At 73.3% G+C, this 26,420-nt stretch carries 25 protein-coding genes, 1 pseudogene and 1 riboswitch; of the genes and pseudogenes, 13 read left to right on the top strand and 13 right to left on the bottom strand.

Going from position 1 to position 26,420, the window contains the following annotated elements:
* The first annotated feature begins 194 nt into the window (after positions 1-194).
* Positions 195-428 carry a hypothetical protein gene (locus tag COO58_RS21330; protein WP_091572098.1) on the top strand — a complete coding sequence of 78 codons (234 nt, stop codon included), beginning with the start codon at positions 195-197 and terminating at the stop codon, positions 426-428.
* Between the two features lie 299 nt (positions 429-727).
* Here the strand turns inward: COO58_RS21330 and COO58_RS21325 are convergent, their stop codons facing one another.
* The 3 genes and pseudogenes from COO58_RS21325 to COO58_RS21315 all read right to left on the bottom strand — a co-directional run bounded on the left by COO58_RS21325 (position 728) and on the right by COO58_RS21315 (position 3,750).
* A complete protein-coding gene (locus COO58_RS21325) occupies positions 728-1,528 on the bottom strand; it encodes an energy-coupling factor transporter transmembrane protein EcfT (RefSeq protein ID WP_098746927.1) in 801 nt (266 codons plus the stop codon).
* A gap of 95 nt (positions 1,529-1,623) precedes the next feature.
* A pseudogene (locus COO58_RS21320) lies at positions 1,624-3,048 on the bottom strand (ABC transporter ATP-binding protein); the annotation flags it as partial.
* 111 nt (positions 3,049-3,159) lie between these two features.
* A complete protein-coding gene (locus tag COO58_RS21315) occupies positions 3,160-3,750 on the bottom strand; it encodes an ECF transporter S component (RefSeq protein WP_091572107.1) in 591 nt (196 codons plus the stop codon).
* A gap of 73 nt (positions 3,751-3,823) precedes the next feature.
* A riboswitch (TPP riboswitch) is annotated at positions 3,824-3,930 on the bottom strand.
* A 77-nt stretch (positions 3,931-4,007) separates the two neighbouring features.
* Here COO58_RS21315 and COO58_RS21310 point away from each other — a divergent pair.
* The 4 genes from COO58_RS21310 to COO58_RS21295 all read left to right on the top strand — a co-directional run bounded on the left by COO58_RS21310 (position 4,008) and on the right by COO58_RS21295 (position 8,438).
* Positions 4,008-4,844 (top strand): alpha/beta fold hydrolase, encoded by an 837-nt coding sequence (locus tag COO58_RS21310; protein ID WP_091577086.1) that lies wholly within the window; start codon positions 4,008-4,010, stop codon positions 4,842-4,844.
* On the top strand, positions 4,841-5,590 hold the full coding sequence (locus COO58_RS21305) for a sugar isomerase domain-containing protein (protein ID WP_091572110.1): 750 nt from the start codon (positions 4,841-4,843) through the stop codon (positions 5,588-5,590). Before COO58_RS21310 ends, COO58_RS21305 begins: the two co-directional genes overlap by 4 nt.
* Positions 5,591-5,859: 269 nt before the next feature.
* Complete coding sequence (locus COO58_RS21300) at positions 5,860-6,363, top strand: DUF6328 family protein (RefSeq protein ID WP_091572113.1); 504 nt, start codon at positions 5,860-5,862, stop codon at positions 6,361-6,363.
* Between the two features lie 113 nt (positions 6,364-6,476).
* On the top strand, positions 6,477-8,438 hold the full coding sequence (locus COO58_RS21295) for an acyl-CoA dehydrogenase family protein (protein WP_098746925.1): 1,962 nt from the start codon (positions 6,477-6,479) through the stop codon (positions 8,436-8,438).
* Positions 8,439-8,494: 56 nt separating this feature from the next.
* On the opposite strand, the gene COO58_RS30325 is transcribed toward COO58_RS21295, so the two are convergent.
* The 7 genes from COO58_RS30325 to COO58_RS21265 form a co-directional block, all read right to left on the bottom strand.
* Positions 8,495-8,665, bottom strand: coding sequence for a hypothetical protein (locus COO58_RS30325; RefSeq protein ID WP_172967943.1), 171 nt, complete (start codon positions 8,663-8,665; stop codon positions 8,495-8,497).
* A 9-nt stretch (positions 8,666-8,674) separates the two neighbouring features.
* Positions 8,675-9,280: a hypothetical protein gene (locus tag COO58_RS21290; RefSeq protein ID WP_091572120.1), complete on the bottom strand. Its 606-nt coding sequence runs from the start codon at positions 9,278-9,280 to the stop codon at positions 8,675-8,677.
* Between the two features lie 52 nt (positions 9,281-9,332).
* Positions 9,333-9,635: a metalloregulator ArsR/SmtB family transcription factor gene (locus COO58_RS21285; protein ID WP_091572124.1), complete on the bottom strand. Its 303-nt coding sequence runs from the start codon at positions 9,633-9,635 to the stop codon at positions 9,333-9,335.
* Between the two features lie 43 nt (positions 9,636-9,678).
* Entirely contained in the window at positions 9,679-10,554 is an 876-nt protein-coding gene (locus tag COO58_RS21280; RefSeq protein WP_098746924.1) for a metal ABC transporter permease, read from the bottom strand.
* Position 10,555: 1 nt separating this feature from the next.
* Entirely contained in the window at positions 10,556-11,320 is a 765-nt protein-coding gene (locus tag COO58_RS21275; protein ID WP_098746922.1) for a metal ABC transporter ATP-binding protein, read from the bottom strand.
* Complete coding sequence (locus COO58_RS21270; RefSeq protein ID WP_098746921.1) at positions 11,317-12,276, bottom strand: metal ABC transporter substrate-binding protein; 960 nt, start codon at positions 12,274-12,276, stop codon at positions 11,317-11,319. Before COO58_RS21270 ends, COO58_RS21275 begins: the two co-directional genes overlap by 4 nt.
* A gap of 78 nt (positions 12,277-12,354) precedes the next feature.
* Positions 12,355-12,618, bottom strand: a complete 264-nt coding sequence (locus COO58_RS21265; protein WP_091572141.1) for a DUF6703 family protein — start codon at positions 12,616-12,618, stop codon at positions 12,355-12,357.
* 27 nt (positions 12,619-12,645) lie between these two features.
* Between COO58_RS21265 and COO58_RS21260 the strand changes: the two genes are divergently transcribed.
* The 3 genes from COO58_RS21260 (at position 12,646) to COO58_RS21250 (ending at position 15,052) form a co-directional block, all read left to right on the top strand.
* Positions 12,646-12,987, top strand: coding sequence for an antibiotic biosynthesis monooxygenase (locus COO58_RS21260; RefSeq protein ID WP_091572145.1), 342 nt, complete (start codon positions 12,646-12,648; stop codon positions 12,985-12,987).
* Between the two features lie 97 nt (positions 12,988-13,084).
* Positions 13,085-13,558: a hypothetical protein gene (locus COO58_RS21255; protein WP_091577089.1), complete on the top strand. Its 474-nt coding sequence runs from the start codon at positions 13,085-13,087 to the stop codon at positions 13,556-13,558.
* Between the two features lie 114 nt (positions 13,559-13,672).
* Positions 13,673-15,052, top strand: coding sequence for a glycine--tRNA ligase (locus COO58_RS21250; protein ID WP_098746919.1), 1,380 nt, complete (start codon positions 13,673-13,675; stop codon positions 15,050-15,052).
* A gap of 64 nt (positions 15,053-15,116) precedes the next feature.
* Here COO58_RS21250 and COO58_RS21245 read toward each other — a convergent pair whose 3' ends face one another.
* Entirely contained in the window at positions 15,117-16,079 is a 963-nt protein-coding gene (locus COO58_RS21245; protein WP_098746918.1) for a type IV toxin-antitoxin system AbiEi family antitoxin domain-containing protein, read from the bottom strand.
* 178 nt (positions 16,080-16,257) lie between these two features.
* Here COO58_RS21245 and dusB point away from each other — a divergent pair, with 178 nt between their 5' ends.
* A complete protein-coding gene (gene dusB, locus COO58_RS21240; protein ID WP_091572153.1) occupies positions 16,258-17,406 on the top strand; it encodes a tRNA dihydrouridine synthase DusB in 1,149 nt (382 codons plus the stop codon).
* 56 nt (positions 17,407-17,462) lie between these two features.
* Here the strand turns inward: dusB and COO58_RS21235 are convergent, their stop codons facing one another.
* Entirely contained in the window at positions 17,463-18,110 is a 648-nt protein-coding gene (locus COO58_RS21235) for a C39 family peptidase (RefSeq protein ID WP_098746916.1), read from the bottom strand.
* 867 nt (positions 18,111-18,977) lie between these two features.
* Entirely contained in the window at positions 18,978-20,705 is a 1,728-nt protein-coding gene (locus tag COO58_RS21230; protein ID WP_098746914.1) for a beta-N-acetylhexosaminidase, read from the bottom strand.
* A 310-nt stretch (positions 20,706-21,015) separates the two neighbouring features.
* Between COO58_RS21230 and ppdK the strand changes: the two genes are divergently transcribed.
* The 4 genes from ppdK (at position 21,016) to COO58_RS21210 (ending at position 26,415) form a co-directional block, all read left to right on the top strand.
* A complete protein-coding gene (gene ppdK, locus COO58_RS21225) occupies positions 21,016-23,724 on the top strand; it encodes a pyruvate, phosphate dikinase (RefSeq protein ID WP_098746913.1) in 2,709 nt (902 codons plus the stop codon).
* 112 nt (positions 23,725-23,836) lie between these two features.
* Entirely contained in the window at positions 23,837-24,190 is a 354-nt protein-coding gene (locus COO58_RS21220; RefSeq protein WP_098746911.1) for a VOC family protein, read from the top strand.
* A gap of 114 nt (positions 24,191-24,304) precedes the next feature.
* Positions 24,305-25,537 (top strand): deoxyguanosinetriphosphate triphosphohydrolase, encoded by a 1,233-nt coding sequence (locus COO58_RS21215; RefSeq protein WP_091572177.1) that lies wholly within the window; start codon positions 24,305-24,307, stop codon positions 25,535-25,537.
* Between the two features lie 47 nt (positions 25,538-25,584).
* Entirely contained in the window at positions 25,585-26,415 is an 831-nt protein-coding gene (locus COO58_RS21210; protein ID WP_091572182.1) for a siderophore-interacting protein, read from the top strand.
* Positions 26,416-26,420: the final 5 nt, after the last annotated feature.

The following is a 26,420-nucleotide window of genomic DNA, read 5'->3' as shown; positions in this document are numbered from 1 at the left end:
CCGGCATGCGTAACTGACGCCCTTCTTCCGAGCCCGGTCCACCGCCGTACGTGCCGTGGACCCGTCCTGCTCCGGGCGTCCGCATCCTCTCCCGCTGCCGTGGTTCGCGGTGTCTGTCGTGGTCGGATCGCACCCGGGGCGTACCCGCTCGGCGCGTCCGTGGTCGGCGCGCCCGCCAGACAGGAGGACCGCGGATGCCCGCGAAGCGCAGCCCGAAGAAGTCCCGCAAGCCGTCGCCGTCGCTGCGGGAGGTGACCCCGAGGGATCTCGACGCGCTCACCGTGGCGCCGTCGACGCCGGTGTCCCTGCCGACGGAGCAGGCCCCGGCGCCGCCCACGGCCGGCCCGCCCGCCGGTCGCCAGGGGCGGGTGACCGGGCGCAGCCAGCGCGCCGGCCAGACCCGCTTCTACGCCTTCCGCCGCAGCTGACCGCCCGAGCCCCGGACGCGCCCGCTCCCCGGGCCCCCACCCTCCCCAACGGCGTCGATCATGAAGTTGGCGGCGACAAATCGGACGCCGAACGCCGCCAACTTCATGATCGCCCCATCGGGGGTGGGAGGCGGTGCCCCGCCTCGTCGGGGAGATCTTGGAAGCTGGCGGCCCCGCTGAGGGCCCTCTTCTTCCAAGATCTCCGTTGAGCGCTGTTGACCATGAAGTTGGCGGCGACATTTCGGGCACCGAGTGCCGCCAACTTCATGATCGACCACGTGGGGCTGCGCTGGGGTGGGTCAGCCGATGAGGGGGCGGAAGGTGCCGAGGAGGATGCTCGTGGTCAGGGCGGCGCCGGCCAGGAGCGCGGCGGTGACCACCAGCAGGGCGTCGGCCCGGGTGAAGTGCTGCCGCCGGGCCACCGTGCGCGGCGTCCCGGCGTCGAAGCCCCGTGCGTCCATCGCCACCGCCAGCCGGGTACCCCGCCGGATCGCGCCGACCAGCAACGCGAACGCGGTCGACGCGAACAGCCGCAGCTTCGCCAGCGGGTTCCGGCCGGCGTCCACGCCCCGGGCCCGGCGGGCCATGCTGATCATCCGCCACTCCTGTTCGAGCAGCGGGACCATCCGGAACGCGGCCAGCGCGCCGATGGCGAACCGGGCCGGCGCCTTCGCGTTCTGGATCAGCGCGTCGGCCAGCTCGGTCGGATCGGTGGTGGCGAAGACGACGATCCCGGGCAGCGCCACCGCGAGCATGCGCAGCACCAGGCCCAGCGCGGTGACCAGCACACCCTGGGTGACCAGCACCGGGCCGGCGTCGAGCAGCACCGGACCGGACCGGTCGGCGGCGAAGAGCACCAGCGTGACCAGGATGCCCACGGCTCCGGCCAGCAGCGGCCAGGCCCGCCGGGCCAGCACCCGGTAACGGACGCCGAACAGCGGCAGCACCGCCAGCTCGATCGCGATGGCGATGGCCGGCGCGACCGGGTCCAGCGTCGCCACCAGCACGAGCGTGAAGACCAGCGCGGCGGCCACCTTCGCCACCGGGTTGCGCCGGGCCAGCGGGGCGTCGGGCGCCGCGACCGGTTCGAGATCGATCACGGTGCGCCCGCCCCTCGCGGCGGGGTCGACGGTGGCTCGTCCGCGCCGTGACGGCCGGGCGGCGACGGCGACCCCTCCGTGCGGTGAGGGCCCGGCGGGGACGCGGGCGGGCGGTCCAGGGTGAGCGTCCGGTCGGCCAGCGCGGCGACGAAGTCCGCGTCGTGCGTCACCGCGACCACGCCGTGGCCGGCGTCGCGCAGCTCGGCGAGCAGGTCGACCAGTTCCAGCCAGGTCCGCCGGTCCTGGCCGAACGTGGGTTCGTCGCAGATCAGCAGGCGGGGCGCGGTGGTCAGGGCGGTCGCCACGCTCAGCCGCCGCGCCTCGCCGCCGGAGAGGGTGTACGGATTGGCGCCGGCCAACCGGTCCAGTCGCAGCCGGTGCAGCAGCGCGTCCACGGTGTCGGTGACGTCCGCCTCGGACCGGCCGGTACGGCGTGGGCCGAGCGCCAACTCGTCCCGCACCGTGCCGGTGACGAACTGGTGTTCCGGGTCCTGGAACACCGAACCGATCCGGCGCGCCAGCGCGGGCGCCCGCCAGCGGTGCGGGGGAGTGCGCGCGTCCCGGCCGGCCAGCTCGGCGGAGGCGGTGAGCGCACCGGTGCCGGGGCGCAGCAGGCCGCCGAGGAGCAGCGCCAGCGTGGACTTGCCGGCGCCGTTGGGGCCGAGGACGGCGAGTGCCTCGCCGGCGCGTACCCGAAGGTCGGTGGGGGTCAGCCGGGGCGGCAGGCCGAGCCGGTCGGCGGTGAGCAGCACGTCGCCTGGCTCCGTGCTGGCGTGCCGCGGCGGGACGGTGTGTCCGGGCACCCAGACCCCGGCGGCGGCCAGCGCGTCGCCGTGCGCGGCGAAGACCGCCTCGGGCGGCCCGTCGGCCCGCACCCCGCCGCCGGGTTCCAGCACCACCACGCGGTCGACCAGCGGCAGCGCCTCGGCCACCCGGTGCTCGACCAGGATCAGCGTGGTGTCCGGGTCGAGCGCGTCGGCGACGGCCCGGCGGATCAGGGTGGCGCCGGTCGGGTCGAGGTTGGCGGTCGGCTCGTCCAGCAGCAGCAGGCCGGGGCGGAGCGCGAGCGTGCCGGCCAGGGCGAGGCGTTGCTGCTCGCCCCCGCTGAGGGCGGCGGTGGGACGGTTCCGGTCGTAGGGGAAGCCGACCCGGCGCAGCGCCTCGTCCACCCGGGGCCAGATCTCCTCGGCGGGTACGCCCCGGTTCTCCAACCCGAACGCGACGTCGTCGCCGGAGCGGGCCATCACCAGCTGGGTCTCCGGGTCCTGGAAGACCACGCCGACGCGTTCGCGCGCCTTGCGCGGGTCCAGCCCGTCGATCTCGACGGTGCCCTCCTGCTCGCCGGAGTCCTCCGGAAGCAGCCCGGCCAGCGCCGCCAGCAGCGTGCTCTTGCCGGCCCCCGAGGCGCCGAGCAGCAGGACCCGTTCCCCGCTCTCGACGCGCAGGTCGACGCCGCGCACCGCCCAGGCCCGGCGCCCCCCGTGCCGCCACCCGAACCCGCGGAGAACCACCCCGCTCACCGTCGCACACCCCCTTCCGTTCCGACCCCAGCCTGGTTGATCAAGGAGTTCGCGTCAGGGATATCGCCCGCCGCCGACGCGAACTCCTTGATCAACATGGCGGGAAACCGGTCAGACCAGGGCGCGGTCGCGGCCGGCGGGGAAGCGGTCCAGGACGCCGGTGTTCGCCAGGGCCCGGGTGAGCAGGTGCGCGCCGAGGCCGGCCACGACGGTGGCGCTGACGATCGTGATCAGGGCGTAGGGGATGCGGTAGGAGGTCAGCTCGTAGGCCTTGTTCCAGTAGACGAAGTCGAAGATCGCCGCGCCCAGGCCGGTCAGCGCGCCGGCCAGCACCGCCACCGGCAGCCGGAACGAGCGGTAGCGGAACGCGGCGAACGCCAGCTCGGCGCCGATGCCCTGCATCAGGCCCTGGAGGATCACGATGCTCGCCCACTGGCTGCCCAGCAGCGCGGAGACGATCGCGGCGACGGTCTCGCAGTAGAGCGCCGCGCCCGGCTTGCGGATGATCAGGCCGGCGAGCACCGCCGGGATCAGCCAGACGCCGTAGAGCAGCGCCTGCGCCGGCGGGAAGAACGCGAACGCCGCGTCGGTGGCGCTCCAGAGCAGGCCCCAGGCCCAGAAGACGACGCCGAAGGCGACGGCGATCACCGAAGCGACGACGATGTCGACCGTACGCCAGCGGTTGCTGTCGGTGTGGCTCATGACGGACTCCCAGTTCAGATGAGGAACCAGGAGAAGACGCACGCCGCGCCCGGAACGCCCGGACGGCGGCGCGGCTGGAGGTCGACCGAACTCCCTGCGCTGGCATTACCCAGATCAGGTTCGAGGGTCTGCGGGCCTCGGCCCGCACTCTCAGCGCTGTGCGCTCCCCTGTCGGATGTGAAGTTGTCTCGTCGCAGACGCTAGCACCGTCGCCTGCCCCGGGCCCAGCAGGGCAACTGTCGGCTACGGTGGTGATCATGCGGGTCGAGGCGCGGGGACTGACGTTCGAGGTACGCACCGGCGGCCCCGAGGACGGCGACCCGGTCCTGCTGCTGCACGGCTTCCCGCAGCACTCCGGCGAGTGGGACGCGGTCACGCCCGCGCTGCACGCCGCCGGGCTGCGCACGTACGCGCTGGACCAGCGCGGCTACTCGCCCGGCGCGCGGCCGGCCGCCGTCGAGGCGTACCGGATCCCGGAGCTGGTGGCCGACGCGGCCGGCGTGCTGGACGCGCTCGGGGTGACCCGCGCGCACCTGGTCGGCCACGACTGGGGCGCGATCGTGGCCTGGGGGCTGGCGGCGGCGCACCCGCAGCGGGTGCGGACGCTGACCGCGGTCTCGGTGCCGCACCCGGCGGCGATGGGCCACGCGCTCGCCGCCGACCCCCGGCAGAAGGCGAAGTCCGCCTACATCGCGCTGTTCCGGATGCCGGGCAAGGCGGAGAAGGTGCTGCTGGCGCTGCGCGGCGCCGCGCTGCGGCGGCTGCTCGGCGGGGTGGGGGACGCCGACGCGGTGGCCCGCTACGCCGAGCCGATGCGCGAGCCGGAGGCGCTCACCGCGGCGCTCAACTGGTACCGGGCGATGAGCGGGACGGACATGAAGGCCGTCGGACCGGTGGGCGTGCCGACCACGTACGTCTGGAGCGACCGGGACGTGGCGATCGGCCGGACGGCCGCCGAGGCGTGCGCGGCGCACGTCACCGGGGACTACCGCTTCCTGGTGCTCGACGGCGTCAGCCACTGGATCCCCGACGAGGCGCCCGGCCCGCTGGCCGCCGCGATCCTCGCCCGGTGCACAGGAGCGGAGGAAGCATGACGGTGAGCGCCGAGGACTACCTGGCGGTGGTGACCGAGACGATGGGCCGGGTGGCCGCCGAACAACGGCGGAACGTGGCCGCGGCGGCCGACCTGATCGCCACGGCGCTGCGCGCCGACGCGGTGGTGCACGCCTTCGGCACCGGACACTCCGAGGCGCTCGCCATGGAGATCGCCGGAAGGGCCGGCGGGCTGGTCCCCACCAACCGCATCGCACTGCGTGACCTGGTGCTGCGGGGCGGGGAGCCGGCCGACGTGCTCGGCCCGAAGCTGGAACGTGAGCCGGCCGTGGCGCACCGCCTCTACGAGCTGGCCCCGATCCGGCCGCAGGACGTGTTCGTGCTGGCCTCCAACTCGGGCGTGAACGGGGCGATGGTGGAGTTCGCCGCCATCGTGAAGGAGCGCGGGCACGGGCTGGTGGCGATCACCTCGGCCCAGCACTCGGCCCGGATGACGTCCCGGCACCCGTCCGGCCGCAAGCTCGCCGACTTCGCCGACGTCGTGCTGGACAACGGCGCCCCGTACGGCGACGCGACGCTGCCGCTGCCCGGCGGCGGCGCGGTCGGCGCGGTCTCCTCGATCACCGCGGCGCTGCTGGCCCAGCAGATCGTCGCCGAGGTGGTGGCCCGGCTGCTGGCCGCCGGCGAACGGCCGCCCGTCTACCTTTCCGCCAACATCACCGGCGGCGACGAGCACAATGCGGAGTTGGAGGCACGGTACGAGGGCCGCATCCGCCGCGGAGCGTGAAGCGCGAGGAGTGAGCCGGGGTTGCGAGCCCCGCAGTCGCGAACGAGCTGGCACTGTGAAGCGCGAGGAGTGAGCCGGGGTTGCGAGCCCCGCAGTCGCGAACGAGCTGGCACTGTGAAGCGCGAGGAGTGAGCCGGGGTTGCGAGCCCCGCAGTCGCGAACCAGCGAGGGCCGTGAGGGCGTTTCGCGATCACTCGGACGGGGCACTGGCGGTCCTGCCGGCGGGCGTTCACCCGCCGGCCGTGCCGTCTTCACCGGAGGTTCGCGAGTTGTCCAAGGAATCCGAGAAGCAGCGCTGGCAGCGCAACTTCGCCGACCTGCTGCAGGAGCTGCGCGTCGCGCAGACCGGCGTGCAGATCCTCTTCGCCTTCCTGCTGACCCTGCCGTTCAGCAACGGGTTCACCCGGACCACCGAGTTCCAGCGCGACGTCTACATCGTGGCGCTGCTGGCCGCCGCGGCGGCCACCGCGATGATCATCTCGCCGGTCGCGTTCCACCGGGCGCTGTTCCGCCAGGGACGTAAGCCGGAGCTGGTCCGGTTCGCCCACCGGATGGCCACCGGCGGCCTGTTCTTCATGCTGATCGCGATGGTCAGCGCGGTGCTGCTGATCACCGACTTCGTGCTGCCCCGGCCGATCGCGTTCGTGCTCAGCGCGGTCACCGGGATCTGGTTCCTGACCTTCTGGGCCATCCTGCCGTTCGCCCGGCGCAACTGGGGTGAGGACGACATCGACGACGAGGACGACGACCCGCGGACGCTGTCCGGCGACTGACGGTCCGCCAAATCGGGCGTGCACGCGACGCTACCCCTGGGTAACACCCGGGGGTAGCGTCGTTTTCGTCGAGCGCGTCGACCGCAGCCGGACCGACCATCCAGGAGGCAGCCGTGACCACGACACAGAACAGCCGGCCCGAGTCCGCCGACGGCGCCGGGCCGCTGCCCGCCGAGGCGGGCCAGGTCTCGGAGAAGGAGGCCCGCCAGGTCGCCGAGGCGGCCCGCGAGGCTGCCTGGGACCGGCCCAGTTTCGGCAAGGAGTTGTTCCTCGGCCGGTTCCGGCTCGACCTGATCAACCCCTGGCCCCGGTCCGATCCGGACGACGTGGCCCGCGCCGACGAGTTCCTCGGCGCGTTCGGCGCCTACCTGGGGTCCGAGGTGGACGGCGCGGCGATCGAGCGCGACGCGCGCATCCCCGACGAGGTGTTCCACGGGATGGCCCGGCTCGGCGCGTTCGGCATGAAGATCGACCGGAGGTACGGCGGGCTCGGGCTGAGCAACCTGCACTACTGCCGGGCGTTGATGCTCGCCGGTTCGGTGAGTCCGGCGATCGGCGCACTGCTCTCCGCGCACCAGTCGATCGGTGTGCCGCAGCCGCTGAAGATGTTCGGCACGCCCGAGCAGAAGGAGCGCTTCCTGCCCCGGCTGGCCGCCGGCGAGGTCTCCGCGTTCCTGCTCACCGAGCCGGACGTCGGCTCCGACCCGGCCCGGCTGGCCACCACCGCCGAGCCCACCTCCGACGGCACGGGCTACCGGCTCAACGGGGTCAAGCTCTGGGCCACCAACGGCACGGTCGCCACCCTGCTGGTGGTGATGGCCCGGGTGCCGGCGGCGGAGGGGCGGCGGGGCGGCATCACCGCGTTCGTGGTGGAGGGCGACAGTGACGGCATCACCGTGGAGCGGCGCAACGCCTTCGTGGGGCTGCGCGGCCTGGAGAACAGCCTCACCCGGTTCCACGACGTCTTCGTGCCGATCCAGAACGTGATCGGCGGCGAGGGCAAGGGGCTGAAGATCGCCCTGACCACGCTGAACACCGGGCGGCTCTCACTGCCGGCGATGTGCGTCGGCGCCGGCAAGTGGGCACTCAACGTGGCCCGGGAGTGGGCCGCCGACCGGGTCCAGTGGGGCCGGCCGGTCGGTGAGCACGAGGCGGTGGCGAAGAAGCTGTCCTTCATCGCGGCCACCACGTACGGCATGGAGTCGATGCTCGACCTGTCCTGCCTGCTCGCCGACGACGACCGCAACGACATCCGGATCGAGGCGGCGCTGGTCAAGCTCTACGCCAGCGAGATGGCCTGGCGGATCGCCGACGAGCTGATCCAGATCCGGGGCGGGCGCGGCTACGAGACCGCCGACTCGCTGGCCGCCCGGGGCGAACGTCCGGCCGCGGTCGAGCAGCTCCTGCGCGACCTGCGGATCAACCGGATCTTCGAGGGCTCCACCGAGATCATGCACCTGCTGATCGCCCGGGAGGCGGTCGACGCGCACCTCTCGGTCGCCGGCGACATCATCGACCCGGACGCGGGGCTGGGCCGCAAGGCGAAGGCCGGCGCACGGGCCGGCGCCTTCTACGCGAGGTGGCTGCCCACGCTGGCCGTCGGCCGGGGCCAGGCGCCCGGGGCGTACCAGGAGTTCGGGCCGCTGGCCGGGCACCTGCGGCACGTCGAGCGGACCTCGCGCAAGCTGGCCCGCTCCACCTTCTACGCGATGTCCCGCTGGCAGGGGAAGATGGAGCGCAAGCAGGCGTTCCTCGGCCGGGTGGTGGACATCGGCGCCGAGCTGTTCGCGATGTCCGCGGTCTGCGTCCGGGCCTACGCCGAGCTGGCCGAGCATCCGGAGAACGTCGAGCTGGCCGACCTGTTCTGCCGCCAGGCCCGGCTGCGCGTCGACGAGCTGTTCACCGGCCTCTGGTCGAACACCGACTCGGTCGACGTGGCCGCCGCGAAGCGGATCGTCGCCGGCCGGTACGCCTCGCTGGAGACCGGGGTGGTCACCCCGCCCGCCGACCTGCCCTGGGTGGCCCGGTGGCAGCCCGGCCCGTCCACCGCCGAGGACGTCCGCCGCCGCCTGTAAGGAAGGGCCCCCTGTCAACGCCTCCGGTAGAGGAGGGGACCCCTCTTAACAGCCGCTCAACCGCGGGCGATCGCCCACGCGATCACCGCCGCCAGGATCAGGCCGTTGAGGGCGGCCAACACCAGGTACGCCGAAGGCGGGATCTTGCGACCCTTACGGACGAAACTCACCAGCACGCCCGCGTAGCCCAGCAGCAGCACGGCGACGACGATCAGGAAGTACAGCACCGGCACACCCTACCGGCCGGCCCGCAGCCCCAGCCTGCGCAGCTCCAGCGCGGCGAGCGCGTCGACGGTCTCGTCGTCGCCGCGCCGCCACGCCTCGGCCACGTCCGGCGCGATCCGGGTGAGCTTCGACAACGGCTGGCCGGCGAGCGCGCGCAGCGCCAACAGGTCCCGGCCGGCGGGCACGGTGGCCATCGCCTTCGCCGCGCCGGCCCGGCGCATCCAGCGCAGCCGCAGCGGCAGCCAGCCGAACAGCACCAGGCCGAGCGGGAACACCAGCACCGCGATGGTCAGCGCGAGCGCCAGCTGGCCGACCAGCTCCTGCTGGTCGCGGCCGGCCTCGGCGACCGCGCGGGCGGCGTCCGCGGCCCGGGTGAAGGGGGCGGTCAGCTCGTCGCCGACCAGCGGCACCCGGCCGACCTTGCCGCCGGCGTCGGCCAGGTTGTCGGCGAGTCCGCCGCCGGCCCCCTCCAGCTTCCGCCCGGGTACGGCGAGCTTCTCGACCAGGTCGTGCAGCCACAGCGCGAAGCGGATCGCCGCGTACACCCAGACGACCACGAGCAGATCGGTGAGGAACTGGCGGACGGCGGTCGGAAAACGGTCGGCGTAGATCTTCACGCCGGACAGCCTGCCACGGGGGGTGGGCATCGGCACAGGGCCGATCCGCGACTCAGGACGACCCTTCGCCGGCGTGGCTCACCGCGTCCGCCACGATGTGCGCGACGTGCTCGTCGACCAACGCGTACGCGATCTCCCGGCCGCGCCGCGAGCCGCGCACCACGCCGGCGCCGCGCAGCACCCGCAGGTGTTGGGAGACCAGCGGCTGGGGGGCGCCGAGCTTCTCCACCAACTCGTGTACGCACCGCTCGCCCTCGGCCAGCTCGCTCACGATCGCCAGCCGGATGGGGGCCGAGAGCGCGCGCAGCAGGTCACCCGCGCCCTCGAAGGCGTCGTACCCGTTCGTGCCGGTCACCCCGTAACGGTAACCAATGCCAGCTGCGCCGGCCGGCGCGGCCTCATCCCAGCAGCACCTCGTGCTCGGCCGGCTCGGCCACCGGGGCGGACGGGACCGTCCGGCTGCGTCGGCGCACCGCCCGGACGCCGGCCGCGCCGAGCGCCACCAGCAGGAACGAGCCGATCGCCACCAGCACCACCGAGGCGCCGGGCGCGGTGTCGGCGGTGGCCGCCACCCACACCCCCGCGCCGGCGGCGAACAGGCCCAGCGCCATCGCCGCCGTCATGGTGGACCGGAAGCCCCGGGTCACCTGCTGGGCGGTGGCCACCGGCACCACCATCAGGGCGCTGATCAGCAACACCCCGACCGCCCGCATGGCGATGGTCACCGTGACCGCGGTGCCCACCGCGATGAGCAGGTTCAGCGCCCACACCGGCAGGCCGGAGACCCGGGCGTACTCCTCGTCGTGGCAGACCGCGAACAGCGCCGGGCGCAGCACCAGCATGGTCACCAGCAGCACCGCGCCGAGCACGCCGATGGTGACCAGGTCGGCCTGCGACGTCGTGGTCAGCGACCCGAACAGGTACGCGTTGAGCGACCCGCTGCTGGCGTCGGAGAGCCCGACCAGCATCACACCGCCGGCGATGCCCCCGTAGAAGAGCAGCGCCAGCGCCAGGTCCCCGGAGGTGCGCCCGTACGCGCGGACCAGCTCGATGACGACCGCGCCGAGCGTGGCCGCGAGCACCGCCACCAGCACGGGGGAGCGGTTCAGCAGCAGCCCCGCGCCGACGCCGGTGAGTGCCACGTGCCCGATGCCGTCGCCGATCAGCGCCAGCCGGCGCTGCACCAGGTAGATGCCGAGCGCCGGCGCGGCCAGCCCGATGACCAGCGCGCCGACCAGGGCGCGGAGCATGAAGTCGTACTGGAAGAGGTCCATCTCAGATGCCTGTCCAGAGCCCGGCGGGCTCCTCGTCGCAGTGCGGGTGCACGTGCTCGTGGTCCGGGTCGGCGTGGTGGCCGGCCGGCTCGGGCACCGCGCCGTCGTGGGCGATTCCGCCCTGGTGCACCACCACGGCCCGGCTGATCAGCGGGCGCAGCGGGCCCAGCTCGTGCGCGACCAGCAGCACCGTGCCCCCGCCGTCGCGGAACGCGCGCAGCGCCCCGGCGAACGCCTCCTGGCTGGCCGCGTCGACCCCGGCCGTCGGCTCGTCGAGCACCAGCAGCTCCGGCCCGCCGGCCAACGCGCGGGCGATCAGGGCGCGCTGCTGCTGGCCGCCGGAGAGCGTGGCCACCGGGTCACCGGCCCGGTCGGCCAGCCCGACCGCGCGCAGCGCCGCCGTGACCGCCTCCCGGTCGGCCCGCCCGGCCGGCCGGAACACGCCCCGGCGGGCCAGCCGCCCGGACGCCACCACCTCGCCGACCGTGGCCGGCACGCCGCCGCCCGCGCCGAGCCGCTGCGGGACGTACCCGATGCGGTGCCAGTGCCGGAAGCGGCGCTGCGGCGTGCCGAAGAGGGCGACCGACCCGGCGCCGAGCGGCACCAGGCCGAGCGCGGCGCGGACCAGGGTCGACTTGCCGGACCCGTTGGCGCCGAGCACGGCGACCACCTCGCCGGCGGTCACGGTCAGTGAGACGTCACGCAGGACCGGCCGGCCGTCGTAGCCGACCGTCGCGTGCGCGATCTCGATCACGGGTGAGGTCATGAGCAGTCCAGAGCGGTTCGCAGGGTCTGCAGGTTGGCCCGCATGGCGGAGAGGTAGTCGCCCTCGGCGGGCGGGCCCTCGATCGGGTCCAGGACCGCGGTCTTCGCCCCGACCTCCCGGGCGATCGTCTCGGCGACCTTCGGGCTGACCAGCGTCTCGAAGAAGATCGTACCGGCCTGGTGCTCCCGAGCCTCCTTCGCGACCTCGGCGAGCCGCTGCGGGGAGGGCTCCGACTCCGGGGTGAGGCCGCTGATGCCGATCTGCTCCAGCTTGTAGTGCTCGGCCAGGTAGCCGAAGGCGGTGTGGCTGGTCACGATCTCCCGGCGCTGGCAGGTGCGCAGGCCCTCGGCGTACGCGGTGTCCAGCGTCGTCAGCTCGGTGCGCAGCGCGCCGGCCCGCGCGGTGTAGTCGGCGGCGTGGTCCGGGTCGGCCCGGCCGAGGCGCTCGGCGAGCTTGTCGCCCACCGTGGCCAGCCGGGTCGGGTCGAGCCAGAGGTGCGGGTCCTTGCCGCCGCCCTCCTCCTCGTGACCGGCCTCGTCCTCGTGACCGGCCTCACCCTCGTGCTCGTGCCCGCCGGCGGCGGCGTCGAGCAGCGGGGCCACCCCGGCCACGTCGAAGGCCCGGTCGCCGCCGTTCTGCTCGACCGCCTCGTCCACCGCCGGCTGGAAGCCGGTGAGGTAGACGATCAGCTCGGCGTCGACCACCTGGCCCACCTGGCGCGGGTTCAGCTCCAGGTCGTGCGGCTCCGCGCCGGGCTTGGTCAGGTTGCTGACCGCGACCCGGTCGCCGCCGATCCGCTCGGCCAGGAACTGCAGCGGGTAGAACGCGGCCACCACGTCGACCTTGTCCGGGTCCTTCCCACCGCCGTCGCCGGTCGAGCAGGCGGCGAGACCGCCGACGGTGAGCAGGGCGGCGGTGGCGGCGGCGAGGGCACGGGGCGTGGCACGAACGGTCATGGGATCAACTGTCCGTGACAACGAAAATTATTGTCAAAAACGCATGATTGCATGTCACCGCAGGTCAGGCCGCACGGATCAGCCGACCATCAGCTTGGCCAGCGCGACCGCGATCAGCAGGGTCAGCATCAGCAGCCGGAGCACCCGGGTCGCCGGCGCCTGCACCGGCCAGGTGACCGTCATCAGCCAGACCAGGCCGGCGGCCAGCACCAGCAGCAGGACACCGCCGGCCGGCCCGGGCGCGAACAGGCCGACCAGCACCAGGACCAGCGCGGCGAGGAACACCGTCGTCGGGTTGAGCCGGGCCAACCGGGACAGCACGGGACTCTGCGTACGCTGCATGCCACAAACTCTACGAGGAGGAACGCCGTGCTGGTCACCAACCGGTTCGTGGTGGACGCCGAAACGGCGGACGAGTTCACCCGGGAGGCGCACGCGGCGCTCGCCGCCCTCGCCGCCCGGCCCGGTTACCTGCGCGGTGACCTGCTGCGGGCGCTCGACGACCCGGCCCACTGGTGCCTGCTCACCGAGTGGGAGTCGGTCGGGGCGTACCGGCGGGCGCTGGGCGGGTTCGACGTCAAGGTCAGCGCCGTGCCGCTGCTCGCCCGATCGGTGGACGAGCCGTCGGCGTACGAGACGCTCGCCAGCGCCGCCCCGCAGGGCGAGATCGTCGTCGTCGCCAGTGATCGTGCCGCAGGTCCTTACCGCTGAGTCCCGGGGCACTACCCTGGCGCGTATGACCGCTCCCGGACCGGCCGCACCACCCCCGTCGCCCGTGCCGCCCGGCGCCCCGCCGGCGGACCCGGGCGTGCCCGCGCCGCCGCCCGGTCCCGGCGTCGCCCCGCCGTTCGCCGCCCCGCCCACCGAGGGCGGGCGGTCCCGGCTCTGGCTCGGCCTCGGGGTCGGCGCGCTGGCCGTGCTGCTCTGCTGCGGCGGAGGCGGCGCGGCCGTGGTCGGACTGGCCGTGAGCAACGTGCAGGCGGTCGGGGAGCAGGGTCGGGCCGTCACCGACGACTACTACCAGGCGCTGGTCGCGCGGGAGTGGTCCAAGGCGTACGACCAGCTCTGCGACGACGCCCGGCGGCGCGAGTCCCGGCCGGAGTTCGAGCAGCGGGTCGCCACCGAGCCGCAGATCTCCGGCTACCGGGTGGGCGACGTCGACACCGCCTCGCTGACCGTGCCGGTGGACGTGACGCTGGCCGGCGGCCGGCGGGAGGCGCAGACCGTCACGCTGGCGCCCGACCGGCAGACCGGTGGCATGGAGGTCTGCGGGGTGAGCTGAGGCGCTCCCCGGTATTCTGCTGGGCCCGGGACCGACGCGGTCGTACCGTTGTCCCGAACAGCCCGGTTCCATCCATCTCAACCGCGCCGACCGCCAGCCGGCGTAGGAGGAAACATGCCAGCCGACCGTATCGACGCCGTCGTCAGCCTCGCCAAGCGCCGGGGCTTCGTCTTCCCCTCCAGCGAGATCTACGGGGGCACCCGGTCGGCCTGGGACTACGGTCCGCTCGGCGTCGAGCTGAAGGAGAACGTCCGCCGGCAGTGGTGGCGGACCATGGTCCAGCAGCGCGACGACGTCGTCGGCCTCGACTCGGCGGTCATCCTGGCCCGCAAGGTCTGGGAGGCCAGCGGCCACATCGCCGAGTTCGTCGACCCGCTCACCGAGTGCCAGTCCTGCCACAAGCGGTTCCGGGCCGACCACCTGGAAGAGGCGTACGAGGCCAAGCACGGCAAGCCGCTGACCTCGCTGACGGAGCTGAACTGCCCCAACTGCGGCAACAAGGGCACCTTCACCGAGCCGAAGATGTTCAACGGCCTGATGAAGACCTACCTGGGCCCGGTGGAGAGCGACGAGGGCCTGCACTACCTGCGCCCGGAGACCGCCCAGGGCATCTTCGTCAACTACAAGAACGTGGAGACGGTCGCCCGCAAGAAGCCGCCGTTCGGCATCGCGCAGACCGGCAAGTCGTTCCGCAACGAGATCACCCCGGGCAACTTCATCTTCCGGACCCGCGAGTTCGAGCAGATGGAGATGGAGTTCTTCGTCGAGCCGGGCACCGACGAGCAGTGGCACGAGTACTGGCTGCAGGAGCGCTGGAACTGGTACCTCGACCTGGGCCTGTCCGAGGAGAACCTGCGCTTCTACGAGCACCCCAAGGAGAAGCTCTCCCACTACTCGAAGCGCACCGTCGACATCGAGTACAAGTTCCGGTTCGGCGGCACCGAGTTCGCCGAGCTGGAGGGCATCGCCAACCGCACCGACTTCGACCTGTCCACGCACAGCAAGCACTCCGGCGTCGACCTGTCGTACTTCGACCAGGGCAAGGGCGAGCGCTGGATGCCGTACGTGATCGAGCCGGCCGCCGGCCTCACCCGCGCGGTGCTGGCGTTCCTGCTGGAGGCGTACGACGAGGACGAGGCACCGAACACCAAGGGCGGCGTGGACAAGCGCACCGTGATGCGCTTCGACCCGCGGCTGGCCCCGGTCAAGGTGGCCGTGCTGCCGCTGTCCCGCAACGAGGCGCTCTCGCCCAAGGCCAAGCAGCTCGCCGCGGACCTGCGCAAGCGCTGGGTGGTCGAGTTCGACGACTCGCAGGCGATCGGCCGTCGCTACCGCCGGCAGGACGAGATCGGCACGCCGTTCTGCGTCACGGTCGACTTCGACACGCTCGACGACAACGCCGTGACGGTGCGGAACCGGGACACCATGGCGCAGGAGCGCGTCGCGCTGGACCAGGTCGAGCGCTACCTGATCGAGCGCCTCCCCGGCTGCTGAGCTGTGTAAGGAAGGGCCCCTTCTTAACGCCTGGCGTAGAGAAGGGGCCCCTTCTTAACACCCGTCATCCGGGGGAGATCGGCTCCGCCCGTACGCCGGTCACGGTCCCCAGCCCGTGCCGTGCCTCGTACGCGTCCTCCACCATGCGTCGCACGCGGCCCGGCTCCCTGCGGATCTGCGCCGGGGTGAAGTGCAGGATGAGCACCCCGTGCCGGCTCAGCTCGTTGTGCCGGTCCAGCGTCCGCGTCCAGTCGGTCGGGCTGAGGTGGTACTCCCGCGAGTCGACCTCCAACGCCAGCGCGCCGTCGGCGAGGTAGCCGTCCGGCGTCGGCAGCCGGGAGCCGTCGGCCGCCGACAGTCGCGGGTTCCACAGGATCTCGGCGAGCACGCCGCTGCTGCTCAGGCACTCCCGCAGCTCGGTCTCCGGCGCCGAGCGGACCCCGTCGGTGATCTCTGCGAACGCCTTCCGGATCAGCGCGGTGCGGCTACGCCTGGCTCGCCGGATCTCCCGGTCCAGGCTGGCCAGGTCGGTGAAGCCGCGCTGGACGGCTTCGGCCACGGTCGCCCGTACCGGCCGCAGCTGGCGCAGGTCGCGGGCCGCGTCCACCACCGCGCGCGCCGGCGAGCACACCGGATACAGCGCGGTCCGCCGGGCCTGCGGATCAAGCTCCAGGGCACGCGCGATCACCGCGTGACCGGCCGAGCGGCGCCGCACGTGGTGCGGCAGGATCAGGTGTACGTCAGTGGTGCGCGGGCTGTGCCGGAAGCCGTACCAGATCAGGGCCGCCAGACCGGTCAGCTGTGCGTCGCCGCCCGCGTAGAGCGCTGCCGAGATGCGTCGTTGCTCGTCGGTGAGGGTGCCGGTGACGAGCGCGTACGTGGCCGGCAGAACGCGCTGCCACAGGCCGCGCCGGGTCTGCCGGTACAGGTACATGTCGTCGAATCCGACGCCGAGAAGCTGCGTCCGCGTGACGATCTGCTGCTGGCGTTCCGCCAGGTCGCTGAGTTCGGGTGGCTGTTCGGGCATACCCGGCAGCGTGCGGGTCCGCCCGATCCGTGTCCTGCCCCTGCGCCCGACCTGTGGACAGCCGTCGTCGTTGTGGAGGACCGTCTGCTGGCGGGCCGACTGTGATATGGGCCCTGTTAAGAAGGGGCCCCTGCTCTACCGGAGACGTTAACAGGGGGCCCCTCCTTACACTTGTCCGGTGGATGCGCTGAAGATCGGGCCGCACGAGGTGTGGCCCCCGGTGGTGCTCGCGCCGATGGCCGGGATCACCAACGTCGGTTTCCGACGGCTCTGCCGGGAGCAGGGCGGCGGCATCTACGTCTGCGAGATGATCACCACCCGGGCGCTGGTCGAGCGGAACCCGAAGACGCTGCGGATGATCGCGTTCGGCGCCGAGGAGCGGCCGCGCAGCCTCCAGCTCTACGGCACCGACCCGGAGATCACCGCCGCCGCGGTGCGGATCGTGGTCGAGCGCGACCTCGCCGACCACATCGACCTCAACTTCGGCTGCCCGGTCCCCAAGGTGACCCGCCGGGGCGGCGGGTCCGCCCTGCCGTGGCGGCGCCGGCTCTTCGCCCGGCTGGTCAGGGCCGCGGTGGCCGCCGCGTCGCCCGCCGGGGTGCCAGTCACGGTCAAGATGCGCAAGGGCATCGACGACGACCACCTGACGTACGTCGAGGCCGGGCTGGCCGCCCAGGACGCGGGTGTCGCCGCGGTCGCCCTGCACGGGCGTACGGCCGCGCAGCGCTACTCCGGCACCGCGGACTGGGACGCCATCGCCACGCTCAAGGCGGCGCTCGACGTGCCGGTGCTCGGCAACGGCGACATCTGGGAAGCCGACGACGCGCTGCGGATGGTCGCCCACACCGGCGTGGACGGCGTGGTGGTCGGGCGCGGCTGCCTGGGCCGGCCGTGGCTCTTCGCCGACCTGGAGGCCGCCTTCGACGGTCGCGCCGAGCGGCGGCTGCCCTCGCTGGGCGAGGTGGCGCTGACCATGCGCCGGCACGCCGAGCTGCTGGTGGACCAGTTCGTCGCCGGCGCCCGGAACCCGGCCCGGGGCGAGCGGGACGGCTGCACCGACTTCCGCAAGCACGTGGCCTGGTATCTGAAGGGCTTCCCGATCGGCAGCGAGCTGCGTCGGTCGCTCGCCATGATCGAGAGTCTGGCGCAGCTCGACGACCTGCTCGGCAAGCTCGACCCGGCGGTGCCGTTCCCGGTGGAGAACCTCGGGCAGCCGCGCGGCCGTACCAACTCCCCGGGCAAGGTGTTCCTGCCCGACGGTTGGCTGGCAAGCCGCGACGACGACACCCCGCCGGACGGCGCCGAGCTGGACGACTCCGGCGGCTGACCCCGGACACGCCGAAGGGCCCGACCCCCCACGGGGTCGGGCCCTTCGTCATGCGGTCAGGAGCTGTAGCCGCGGCTGGCGATCCAGTGCGCCAGGGCGTCCACGTCCATGCGGTAGGAGGCCTGGTCCGGGTTCGCCGAGTCGGCGATCGTCACGATCTTCCCGCCGTCGCGGTAGCCCACCACGCTGATGTAGTGGCCACCCTCGAAGGAGTGGGTGGTGCCGTCGGTGTCGGTCGCGGTGCCGGCGATGTTCGCCACCACGGCCCGGCCGTCGTCCACCGCGCGCACGATGTCGGCGCGCAGCTTGTCGGTCTTCTCGCCGGCCTTGTCCACGGGGATCTCGGTGGACTTGTAGACGTCCTTGCCGGTCTCCTTGTTCAGCACCGGGGTGATGTCGTTGATGGAGTTGGTGCCGTTCTCGGTGGTGCCCATCTCCTTGGCCATCGCGTCCACGTCGATGTTCTTGCCCTGCACGCTGAGCGCGTTGCGGGCGGCGGCGGGGCCGCAGAAGTAGAAGTTGGGCTGGGCCTCGTAGCGCACGCCCAGCTCCCGCTCACCGTGACCGTGGCGGTCGGTCTGCACCTGCGCGGCGCGCTCGGCCGGGGTGGCCTGGGCGGCGATCGCGGGGCCGGCGATGCCACCGGCGGTGGCGGCGATGCCGGCGACGGTCAGGGCGGTCTTGCGCAGCAGAGTGGTAGCCATGATCAGTTGCCTCTCTGTCGGGGGTACGCGGCGATGGGGGATGCCGCGAAGAAAGATCAGGTGGCTCGCTCGGGCGGCGGGGTGGCCTGCTCCGGCGGCTCGGGGATGTAACGACCGGGGGCCCGGGGTCATTCCCGGGGGCGCTACCCGGCGGTGGGCCGACCCGGCAGGCGCTGTCGGCCTGCTCGGCGGCTCCGGGGATGTAACGACCGGCCTTCCGGCCTGATTCCCGGCCCGCTGGGCGGGCGGTCGGCGGTGCGGCGCGGTCTGCCATGTACAACGCCGCGCCCCCACCCCCGATTCCACCCCACCGGTGACCCCGACCACCCGGAAACCGGACAACCACCCCACCACGGCAGCCCGCCCGCTCTCACCGCCCCCGGCCCCCGCACGGCCGCCCCTCGCCACCTCGTTGATCAAGGGGTTTGCGTCGTGCACCGGCCTCAGTCGGACGCAAACTCCTTGATCAACGAAGTGATGGAGGGGAGTGCGGCGCCTTGCTGCGTGTTTCGGCGCTGGCGGGGTCAGCTCGGGAGATCTTGGTACGTCCGCGCCCCTCCGGGGACCGTGTCGTACCAAGATCTTTGACGGCGTGGGCGTTTTGGGCGGTCTGGCCGGTCTTGGCGTACTGCGGTCGGGCGGGCATGGGCGGGCGCGGAAGCCCAGGAAGGAGGACGCCGGCCGGCGCGGGGAGCTGCGGCCGTGCCGAGCACCTGCGGACCGTGACGGCCCGCAGGTGCTCGTGTCGGTGGGGGTGCCCGATCCCGTTCCTGGCCGGGATGGGTGCGGCGATCATGAAGTTGGCGGCGGTTCGTGTCCGGTTTGTCGCCGTCAACTTCATGATCGACAGGGTTGGGGGTCGGTGGGTCAGGGGGTGATGGGGGTGGGCTGGGTGGGGATGTGGGGCGGGGTGGGGGGCCAGGGGATGTCGGGGGAGGGGTGGAAGGTGATGCCGGCGGTGGCCCAGCGCGGGCCGTGGGCGGCGAGCCGGCCGCGGAACCGGGACCAGTCGTGCGTCTCGCGCGGTGACCAGCCCAGCTCGGCGACGGCGGGCAGACGTGGGAAGGCCATGTACTCGATCTCGGCCAGCGTGGTGACCGACTCGGTCCAGAGTGGGGCCTCCACCCCCAGCACCGCCTCGGCCGGCACGCCGTGCACGTGGGTGCCCGGATCCCAGTCGTACGCGCGTCGCACGTCGATGAGGCCGGCCCAGTCGTGCCCGATCGGGGTGTCCGGGGCGTACTTCATGTCCAGGTAGGCGTGGTTGCCGGGGGAGAGGATGAGCCGGGCGCCCCGGCGTACCGCGGCCGCCGTCGCCGGGTCGTCGCCGTTCGTGCCCCACCACTGCAGGACGCGCCCGTCGACGTGCTCCGCCGGGGCGAGCTGGTGCCAGCCGACGACCGTCTTCCCGGTGGCCGCGACCAGTTCCTGCGCCCGTGCGACGAAGGCGCGGTAGCTCTCCGCGGGCACCTTGAACGCCTCGTCGCCGCCGAGGTGAAACCAGGGCCCGGGGGTCAGCGCGGCCACCTCGCCGACCACGTCGGCGACGAAGGCGTACGTCCGCTCGTCGGCCGGGTCGACGTAGCTGAACCCGACCTCGGTGCCGGTGTACGGCGGCGGCGCGGTCTTGTCGGGGGCCAGCTCGGGGTAGGCGACCAGCGCCGCGTTGGTGTGGCCCGGCAGGTCGATCTCGGGCACCACGGTCACGTGCCGGCGGGCCGCGTACGCGACGATCCGCCGGTAGTCGTCCCGGGTGTACCAGCCGCCCGGGCCGCCGCCGACCTCGGTGGCGCCGCCGACCTCGGTGAGCCGGGGCCACGAGTCGACGGCGATCCGCCAGCCCTGGTCGTCGGTGAGGTGCAGGTGCAGGTGGTTGAGCTTGTACCGGGCCAGGTGGTCGATCACCCGCAGCACGTCCTGGACGCCGAAGAAGTGCCGGGCGACGTCGAGCATCACGCCCCGGTAGGGGAAGCGCGGCCGGTCGACGATCGTGCCGCCGGGCACCACCCAGCGCTCGGTGACCGGGGTGGCGCTCTCGACCGCCGAGGGCAGGAGCTGCCGCAGCGTCTGTGCGCCGTGGAACAGGCCGGCCGGACCGGCGGCGGTGATCCGGACGCCGGTGGTGGTGACGTCGAGGCGGTATCCCTCGGCCCCGAGTTCGGCGATCGCCGGGTCGTCGGCCCGCGCGGCGCCGCCCAGGGCGGCGTCGGCCGGGGACAGGGTGAGCGTCAACCGGCCCTCGGTCGCCCCCGCCGTGTCGGTCACCGGCAGCGGGAAGCCGGTGGCCGGGCGCAGCCAGTCGGCGAGCTGGTCGGCCACGTCGCGGCCGGCGGGATCGACGCGCAGTGCCGCGTCCGGGGTGAGGGCGTAGTCGCCGGCCGGGTCGGGGAGCACCCGCTCGGGGGCGGGCACCACCGCGTCCAGGCGGACCGGCGCGGGCGGGGCGAGCAGGCCGGCGGCCCGGTCGGCGGCGACGCGGGCCAGCTCGGCGGCGGTCGGCGACAGCTCGGGGAGGTGGTCGGCCGGCGGGCGGGCGGGCGACGGGAGTTCGGTCGGCTGCGGCCCGTTCTCGGGGGCGGCGGGGATGGTCGGCACGGCGACGGCTCCGAGGGTGTATTTGCGCGGGATATGGCAAAGGTCAGGTTCGGCGATATCCAGTGCCGTCAAGAGTACGAGGGGAATCGGAATTGCGTGTTCCTGCGCGTGGAAGCGTTCCCAAAAACCGGTACGGACGCGGGCAGTGGTGACCGTTGTGCCGATTGTCACCGAACGGTCCCAGGCCTCGCGAAGTTCGCTTAACCTTCGCCCACCGATCGCTGACGAGCCGGGATTACCGGTGGTCGCTCCCGGGGTATGTCCGAACTGAACCTTCGTTAAGTGTCAATGGCGCGCGTGGGAGGCTCTGGTGGCAGCGCAAGAGACGGTCGAGCACAAGTACGTCTACGACTTCGCCGAGGGCAACAAGGACCTCAAGGACCTGCTCGGTGGCAAGGGTGCCAACCTGGCCGAGATGACCAACCTCGGTCTGCCGGTCCCGCCCGGCTTCACCATCACCACCGAGGCCTGCAAGGCGTACCTGACGACCGGCCGTGAGCCGGACGGCCTGGCCGGTCAGATCGAGGCCCACCTGGAGTCGCTGGAGCGCGAGATGGGCCGCCGCCTGGGCGACCCGGACGACCCGCTGCTGGTCTCCGTACGCTCCGGCGCGAAGTTCTCCATGCCCGGCATGATGGAGACCGTCCTCAACGTCGGCCTCAACGACCGCAGCGTGGTCGGCCTGAGCAACCAGGCGGGTGGGAACGACAGGTTCGCCTGGGACTCCTACCGCCGCCTGATCCAGATGTTCGGCAAGACCGTCTGCGAGGTGCCGGGCGAGGAGTTCGAGCACGCGCTCGACGAGGCCAAGCGCGCCAAGGGCACGCAGAACGACCTCGACCTGGACGCCGACGACCTGCGCGGGCTGGTCGACGCGTACAAGCAGATCTTCGCCAAGCACACCGGTCGCGAGTTCCCGCAGGAGCCGCGGGAGCAGCTCGACCTGGCCATCCGCGCGGTCTTCGACTCGTGGAACGCGGAGCGGGCGATCCTCTACCGCCGCCAGGAGCGGATCCCGGCCGACCTGGGCACCGCGGTCAACGTGGTGAGCATGGTCTTCGGCAACCTCGGGCCCGACTCCGGCACCGGCGTCGCGTTCACCCGCGACCCGGGCAGCGGCGCGCAGGGCATCTACGGCGACTACCTGGCCAACGCCCAGGGCGAGGACGTGGTGGCCGGCATCCGCAACACGGTGCCGTTGCAGGAGCTGGAGCAGCTCGACAAGACCTCCTACGACCAGCTGCTCGGCATCATGGCCCGGCTGGAGGAGCACTACAAGGACCTCTGCGACATCGAGTTCACCATCGAGCGCGGCAAGCTCTGGATGCTGCAGACCCGGGTCGGCAAGCGCACCGCCGCCGCCGCGTTCGTCATCGCCGGCCAGCTCGTCGACGAGGGCCTGATCGACCGGGACGAGGCGCTGCACCGGGTCAACGGCGCGCAGCTCGCCCAGCTGATGTTCCCGCGCTTCCAGCTCGACCACGAGTTCCAGCCGGTGGCCAAGGGCATCGGCGCGTCCCCGGGCGCCGCGTCCGGCAGGGTGGTCTTCACCTCGGCCCGCGCCGTCGAGCTGGCCGCCGAGGGGGAGTCGGTGATCCTGGTCCGCCGGGAGACCAACCCGGACGACCTCAACGGCATGATCGCGGCCAAGGGCATCCTCACCTCGCGCGGCGGCAAGACCAGCCACGCCGCCGTGGTGGCCCGGGGCATGGGCAAGACCTGCGTCTCCGGCGCCGACGAGCTGGAGGTGAACATCCCGGCGAAGACGTTCACCGTCGGCGGGCACACCGTCGGCGAGGGCGACGTCGTCTCCATCGACGGCACCACCGGCAAGGTCTACCTCGGCGAGGTGCCGGTCATGCCGTCGGAGGTGGTCCAGTACTTCGAGGGCGAACTCGACCCGGAGACCACCGACGATCCGCTGGTCCGGGCCGTACACCGGATCATGACGCACGCGGACGCGGCGCGGCGGCTGCGGGTCCGCACGAACGCCGACACCGGCGCGGACGCGGCCCGGGCCCGGCGCTTCGGTGCCGAGGGCATCGGCCTGTGCCGCACCGAGCACATGTTCCTCGGCGACCGCCGGGAGCTGGTCGAGCGCCTCATCCTGGCCAGCGGTGAGCAGGAGCGGGAGGACGCGCTCGCCGCGCTGCTGCCGTTGCAGCGGGCCGACTTCGTCGAGATCTTCCGGGAGATGGACGGCCTGCCCGTCACCGTGCGGCTGATCGACCCGCCGCTGCACGAGTTCCTGCCCCCGCTGGAGCAGCTCGCGGTCAACGTCGCGGTCGCGCAGGAACGCGGCGAGGACGTGGCGAAGGAGGAGGCGCTGCTCTCCGCCGTCCGGCGGATGCACGAGGAGAACCCGATGCTGGGCCTGCGCGGCGTGCGGCTCGGCCTGGTCATCCCGGGCCTGTTCGCCATGCAGGTGCGCGCGATCGCCGAGGCCGCCGTCGCGGTCGTCCGGGACGGCGGCCGGGCCTGCCCGGAGATCATGGTGCCGCTGGTCGGCGCGGTGCAGGAGCTGGAGACGGTACGCGCCGAGGCCGAGAAGATCATCGCCGAGGTGGTCGGGGACAGCGGCGTCGAGGTGCTGATCGGCACGATGATCGAGGTGCCCCGGGCCGCGCTGACCGCCGGCCAGATCGCCGAGGCCGCCGAGTTCTTCTCCTTCGGCACCAACGACCTGACCCAGATGGGCTGGGGCTTCTCCCGCGACGACGTGGAGGGTGCGTTCTTCTGGCGCTACCTCGAGCTGGGCATCTTCGGCATCTCGCCGTTCGAGTCGATCGACACCGACGGTGTCGGCCGGCTGGTCCGGATCGCCGCCGAAGAGGGCCGGGCGGCGCGCCCCGGGCTGAAGCTGGGCGTCTGCGGCGAGCACGGCGGCGACCCGGAGTCGGTGCACTTCTTCCACTCCGTCGGGCTGGACTACGTCTCCTGCTCGCCGTTCCGGGTGCCGGTGGCCCGGCTGGAGGCCGGTCGCGCGGCCATCAGCACCACCGGCTCCGACTCCCGCTGAACGCCGCCGGGCGGGCCGTCGCCGACCTGCGGCGGCCCCGCCTGGCGCGCCATCGCGGCCACCCCGGCGTAACCTGAGCTTCCGCCACGTGTCGATCAGGAGGGGTGTCCGCATGAGCGCCGTCTGGGAGAACCTGACCGTCGACGCCCGGGACCCGTCCCGGCTGGCCCGCTGGTGGGCGGAGGCGCTCGGCTACCAGGTGACCGTCGACAAGCCGGACGAGGTGGAGATCCGCCGGACCCCCGACTCGCTGCCCGGGATCGTCTTCGTCCCGGTGGCCGGGCCGAAGGCGGGCAAGAACCGGCTGCACATCGACCTGCGCCCGGCCGACCAGGAGGCCGAGGTGGAACGGCTGGTCGACATGGGCGCGCGGCACGTCGACATCGGGCAGGGCGAGGTGGAGTGGACGGTGCTGGCCGACCCGGAGGGCAACGAGTTCTGCGTGCTCCGGGAGCGCGAGGAGTGAGCCGGGTCTGCGAGCCCCGCAGTCGCGACCTGGGAAGCTCGGGAGCGCGAGGAGTGAGCCGGGTCTGCGAGCCCCGCAGTCGCGACCTGGGTGCCGTCGGCCCGCGAAACGACGTTGCACGCTGACGACGCGGAGCGGCTGGTCGTCGAGGCGCCGAAGGACACCGGCTACGGGCGTTCGCCGTTCGAGCGGGACCGGGCCCGGGTGCTGCACTCGGCGGCGTTCCGCCGGCTCGCCGCGAAGACCCAGGTGCACGCCGCAGGCACCGACGACTTCCTGCGGACCCGGCTGACCCACTCGCTGGAGGTCGCGCAGATCGCCCGGGAGATGGGCGCCCGGCTCGGCTGCGACCCCGACGTGGTGGACACCGCCGGGTTGGCGCACGACCTGGGGCACCCGCCGTTCGGGCACAACGGCGAGTACGCGCTGGACGAGCTGGCCGCCGCCGGCGGCGGCTTCGAGGGCAACGCGCAGACGCTGCGGGTGCTGACCCGGCTCGAGGCGAAGGTGCTCGCCCCGGACGGGCGCTCGGTCGGGCTGAACCTGACCCGGGCCGCGCTGGACGCGGTCGGCAAGTATCCGTGGCCGCGCCGGCCCGGCGAGCGCAAGTTCGGCGTGTACGCCGACGACCGGCCGGTCTTCGACTGGCTGCGCGCGGGCTCCCCGCCCGGCGACCGTCGCTGCCTGGAGGCCCAGGTGATGGACTGGGCCGACGACGTGGCGTACTCGGTGCACGACGTCGAGGACGGCATCCACGGCGGGTACGTCGACCTGCGCCCGCTGCTGGCCGACCCGGACGAGCGGCGGGCGCTCTGCGCCGACGTGGCGGCCACGTACTCCGGGGAGGCGCCGGAGGATCTGGGCGAGGTGCTGGGCGGCCTGCTCGCCGATCCGGTGCTCGCCCCGCTCGCCGCGTACGACGGCAGTCACCGGGCCCTCGCCGCGCTGAAGGCCACCACCAGCGTGCTCACCGGCCGCTTCGTGTCGACCGTGGTGGCCGCCACCGAGGAACGCCACGGTCCCGGCCCGCACCGCCGCTACGCGGCCGACCTGGTGGTGCCGCGCCGCATCCGGGCGCAGTGTGCGCTGCTCAAGGGCATCGCCCTGCGCTACGTGATGCGTCGTCCCGGCGCCCTGGGTCGCTACACCCGGCAGCGGGAGCTGCTCGCCGAGCTGGTCGCCGTGCTGCTCGACCGGGCTCCGGACGCGCTCGACCCGGTCTTCGCCCCGCTCTGGCGCGAGGCCCCGGACGACGCGGCGCGGCTGCGGGTGGTGGTCGACCAGGTCGCCTCGCTCACCGATCCGGCCGCGCTGGCCTGGCACGCCCGGCTGGTGTCGGCGGGCTGACCGCACCGCCCCGGGCATGGACGAGAAGTTAGGGTAGCCTAAGCGGCATGACGGAACGCCCGAAGACGCTCACCGCCGCCACGGTCGTCCGGACCTCGCGGCCCACCCCGCACCTGATCCGCCTCGTGCTGGGCGGGGGCGAGCTGACCGGCCTGCCGGTGGGGGCGTACACCGACCACTACGTGAAGTTCGTCTTCCCGCCGGCCGGGGTGACCTACCCGCACCCGGTCGACATGGCCACCATCCGGCGCGACTTCCCGGTCGAGCAGTGGCCGCGACTGCGCGCGTACACGGTGCGGGCCTGGGACGCGGCCGCCGGCGAGCTGACCGTGGACGTGGTCCACCACGGCGACGAGGGGCTGGCCGGCCCGTGGGCGGCCGCGCTGCGCCCCGGTGACCGGGTGCTCTTCGCCGGGCCCGGCGGCGCGTACGCGCCGGACCCGGCGGCCGACTGGCACCTGCTGGCCGGGGACGAGAGCGCGCTCCCGGCGATCGCCGCCGCCCTGGAGCGGCTGCCGGCCGGCGCGCCGGCCAAGGTGTACGTCGAGGTGGACGGCCCGGCCGACGAGCTGCCCCTGGTCAGCGCCGCCGCGGTCGAGCTGCGGTGGCTGCACCGCGCCGGCCGTCCGTTCGGCGCGCCGCTGGTCGAGGCGCTGCGAGCGTTGGAGTTCCCGCCCGGCCGGGTGCACGCGTTCGTGCACGGGGAGGCCGGCGCGGTCAAGGAGCTGCGCCGGCTGCTGCGGGTCGAGCGGGGCGTGCCCCGGGGGGACCTGTCCATCTCCGGCTACTGGCGGCGCGGCATGGACGACGAGGGCTGGCGCTCGACCAAGCCGGCCTGGAACGCCGAGGTCGAGGCCGAGGAGGCCGCCGCCGTCTGATCCAG

This window comes from Micromonospora sp. WMMA1996 (genome assembly GCF_002573675.1).
Lineage (GTDB): Bacteria > Actinomycetota > Actinomycetes > Mycobacteriales > Micromonosporaceae > Micromonospora > Micromonospora sediminicola.
This window is presented reverse-complemented; position numbering and strand designations above follow the sequence as displayed.

Bases quoted from the DNA above. Each gene is read 5' to 3' on its own strand.
- COO58_RS21315 (WP_091572107.1), bottom strand. From the start codon at position 3,750: ATGAGCCACACCGACAGCAACCGCTGGCGTACGGTCGACATCGTCGTC.
- COO58_RS21330 (WP_091572098.1), top strand. From the start codon at position 195: ATGCCCGCGAAGCGCAGCCCGAAGAAGTCCCGCAAGCCGTCGCCGTCG.
- COO58_RS21275 (WP_098746922.1), bottom strand. From the start codon at position 11,320: ATGACCTCACCCGTGATCGAGATCGCGCACGCGACGGTCGGCTACGAC.
- COO58_RS21235 (WP_098746916.1), bottom strand. From the start codon at position 18,110: ATGGCTACCACTCTGCTGCGCAAGACCGCCCTGACCGTCGCCGGCATC.
- COO58_RS21210 (WP_091572182.1), top strand. From the start codon at position 25,585: ATGACGGAACGCCCGAAGACGCTCACCGCCGCCACGGTCGTCCGGACC.
- COO58_RS21310 (WP_091577086.1), top strand. From the start codon at position 4,008: ATGCGGGTCGAGGCGCGGGGACTGACGTTCGAGGTACGCACCGGCGGC.
- COO58_RS21280 (WP_098746924.1), bottom strand. From the start codon at position 10,554: ATGGACCTCTTCCAGTACGACTTCATGCTCCGCGCCCTGGTCGGCGCG.
- COO58_RS21270 (WP_098746921.1), bottom strand. From the start codon at position 12,276: ATGACCGTTCGTGCCACGCCCCGTGCCCTCGCCGCCGCCACCGCCGCC.
- COO58_RS21220 (WP_098746911.1), top strand. From the start codon at position 23,837: ATGAGCGCCGTCTGGGAGAACCTGACCGTCGACGCCCGGGACCCGTCC.
- COO58_RS21250 (WP_098746919.1), top strand. From the start codon at position 13,673: ATGCCAGCCGACCGTATCGACGCCGTCGTCAGCCTCGCCAAGCGCCGG.
- COO58_RS21265 (WP_091572141.1), bottom strand. From the start codon at position 12,618: ATGCAGCGTACGCAGAGTCCCGTGCTGTCCCGGTTGGCCCGGCTCAAC.
- COO58_RS21305 (WP_091572110.1), top strand. From the start codon at position 4,841: ATGACGGTGAGCGCCGAGGACTACCTGGCGGTGGTGACCGAGACGATG.
- COO58_RS21245 (WP_098746918.1), bottom strand. From the start codon at position 16,079: ATGCCCGAACAGCCACCCGAACTCAGCGACCTGGCGGAACGCCAGCAG.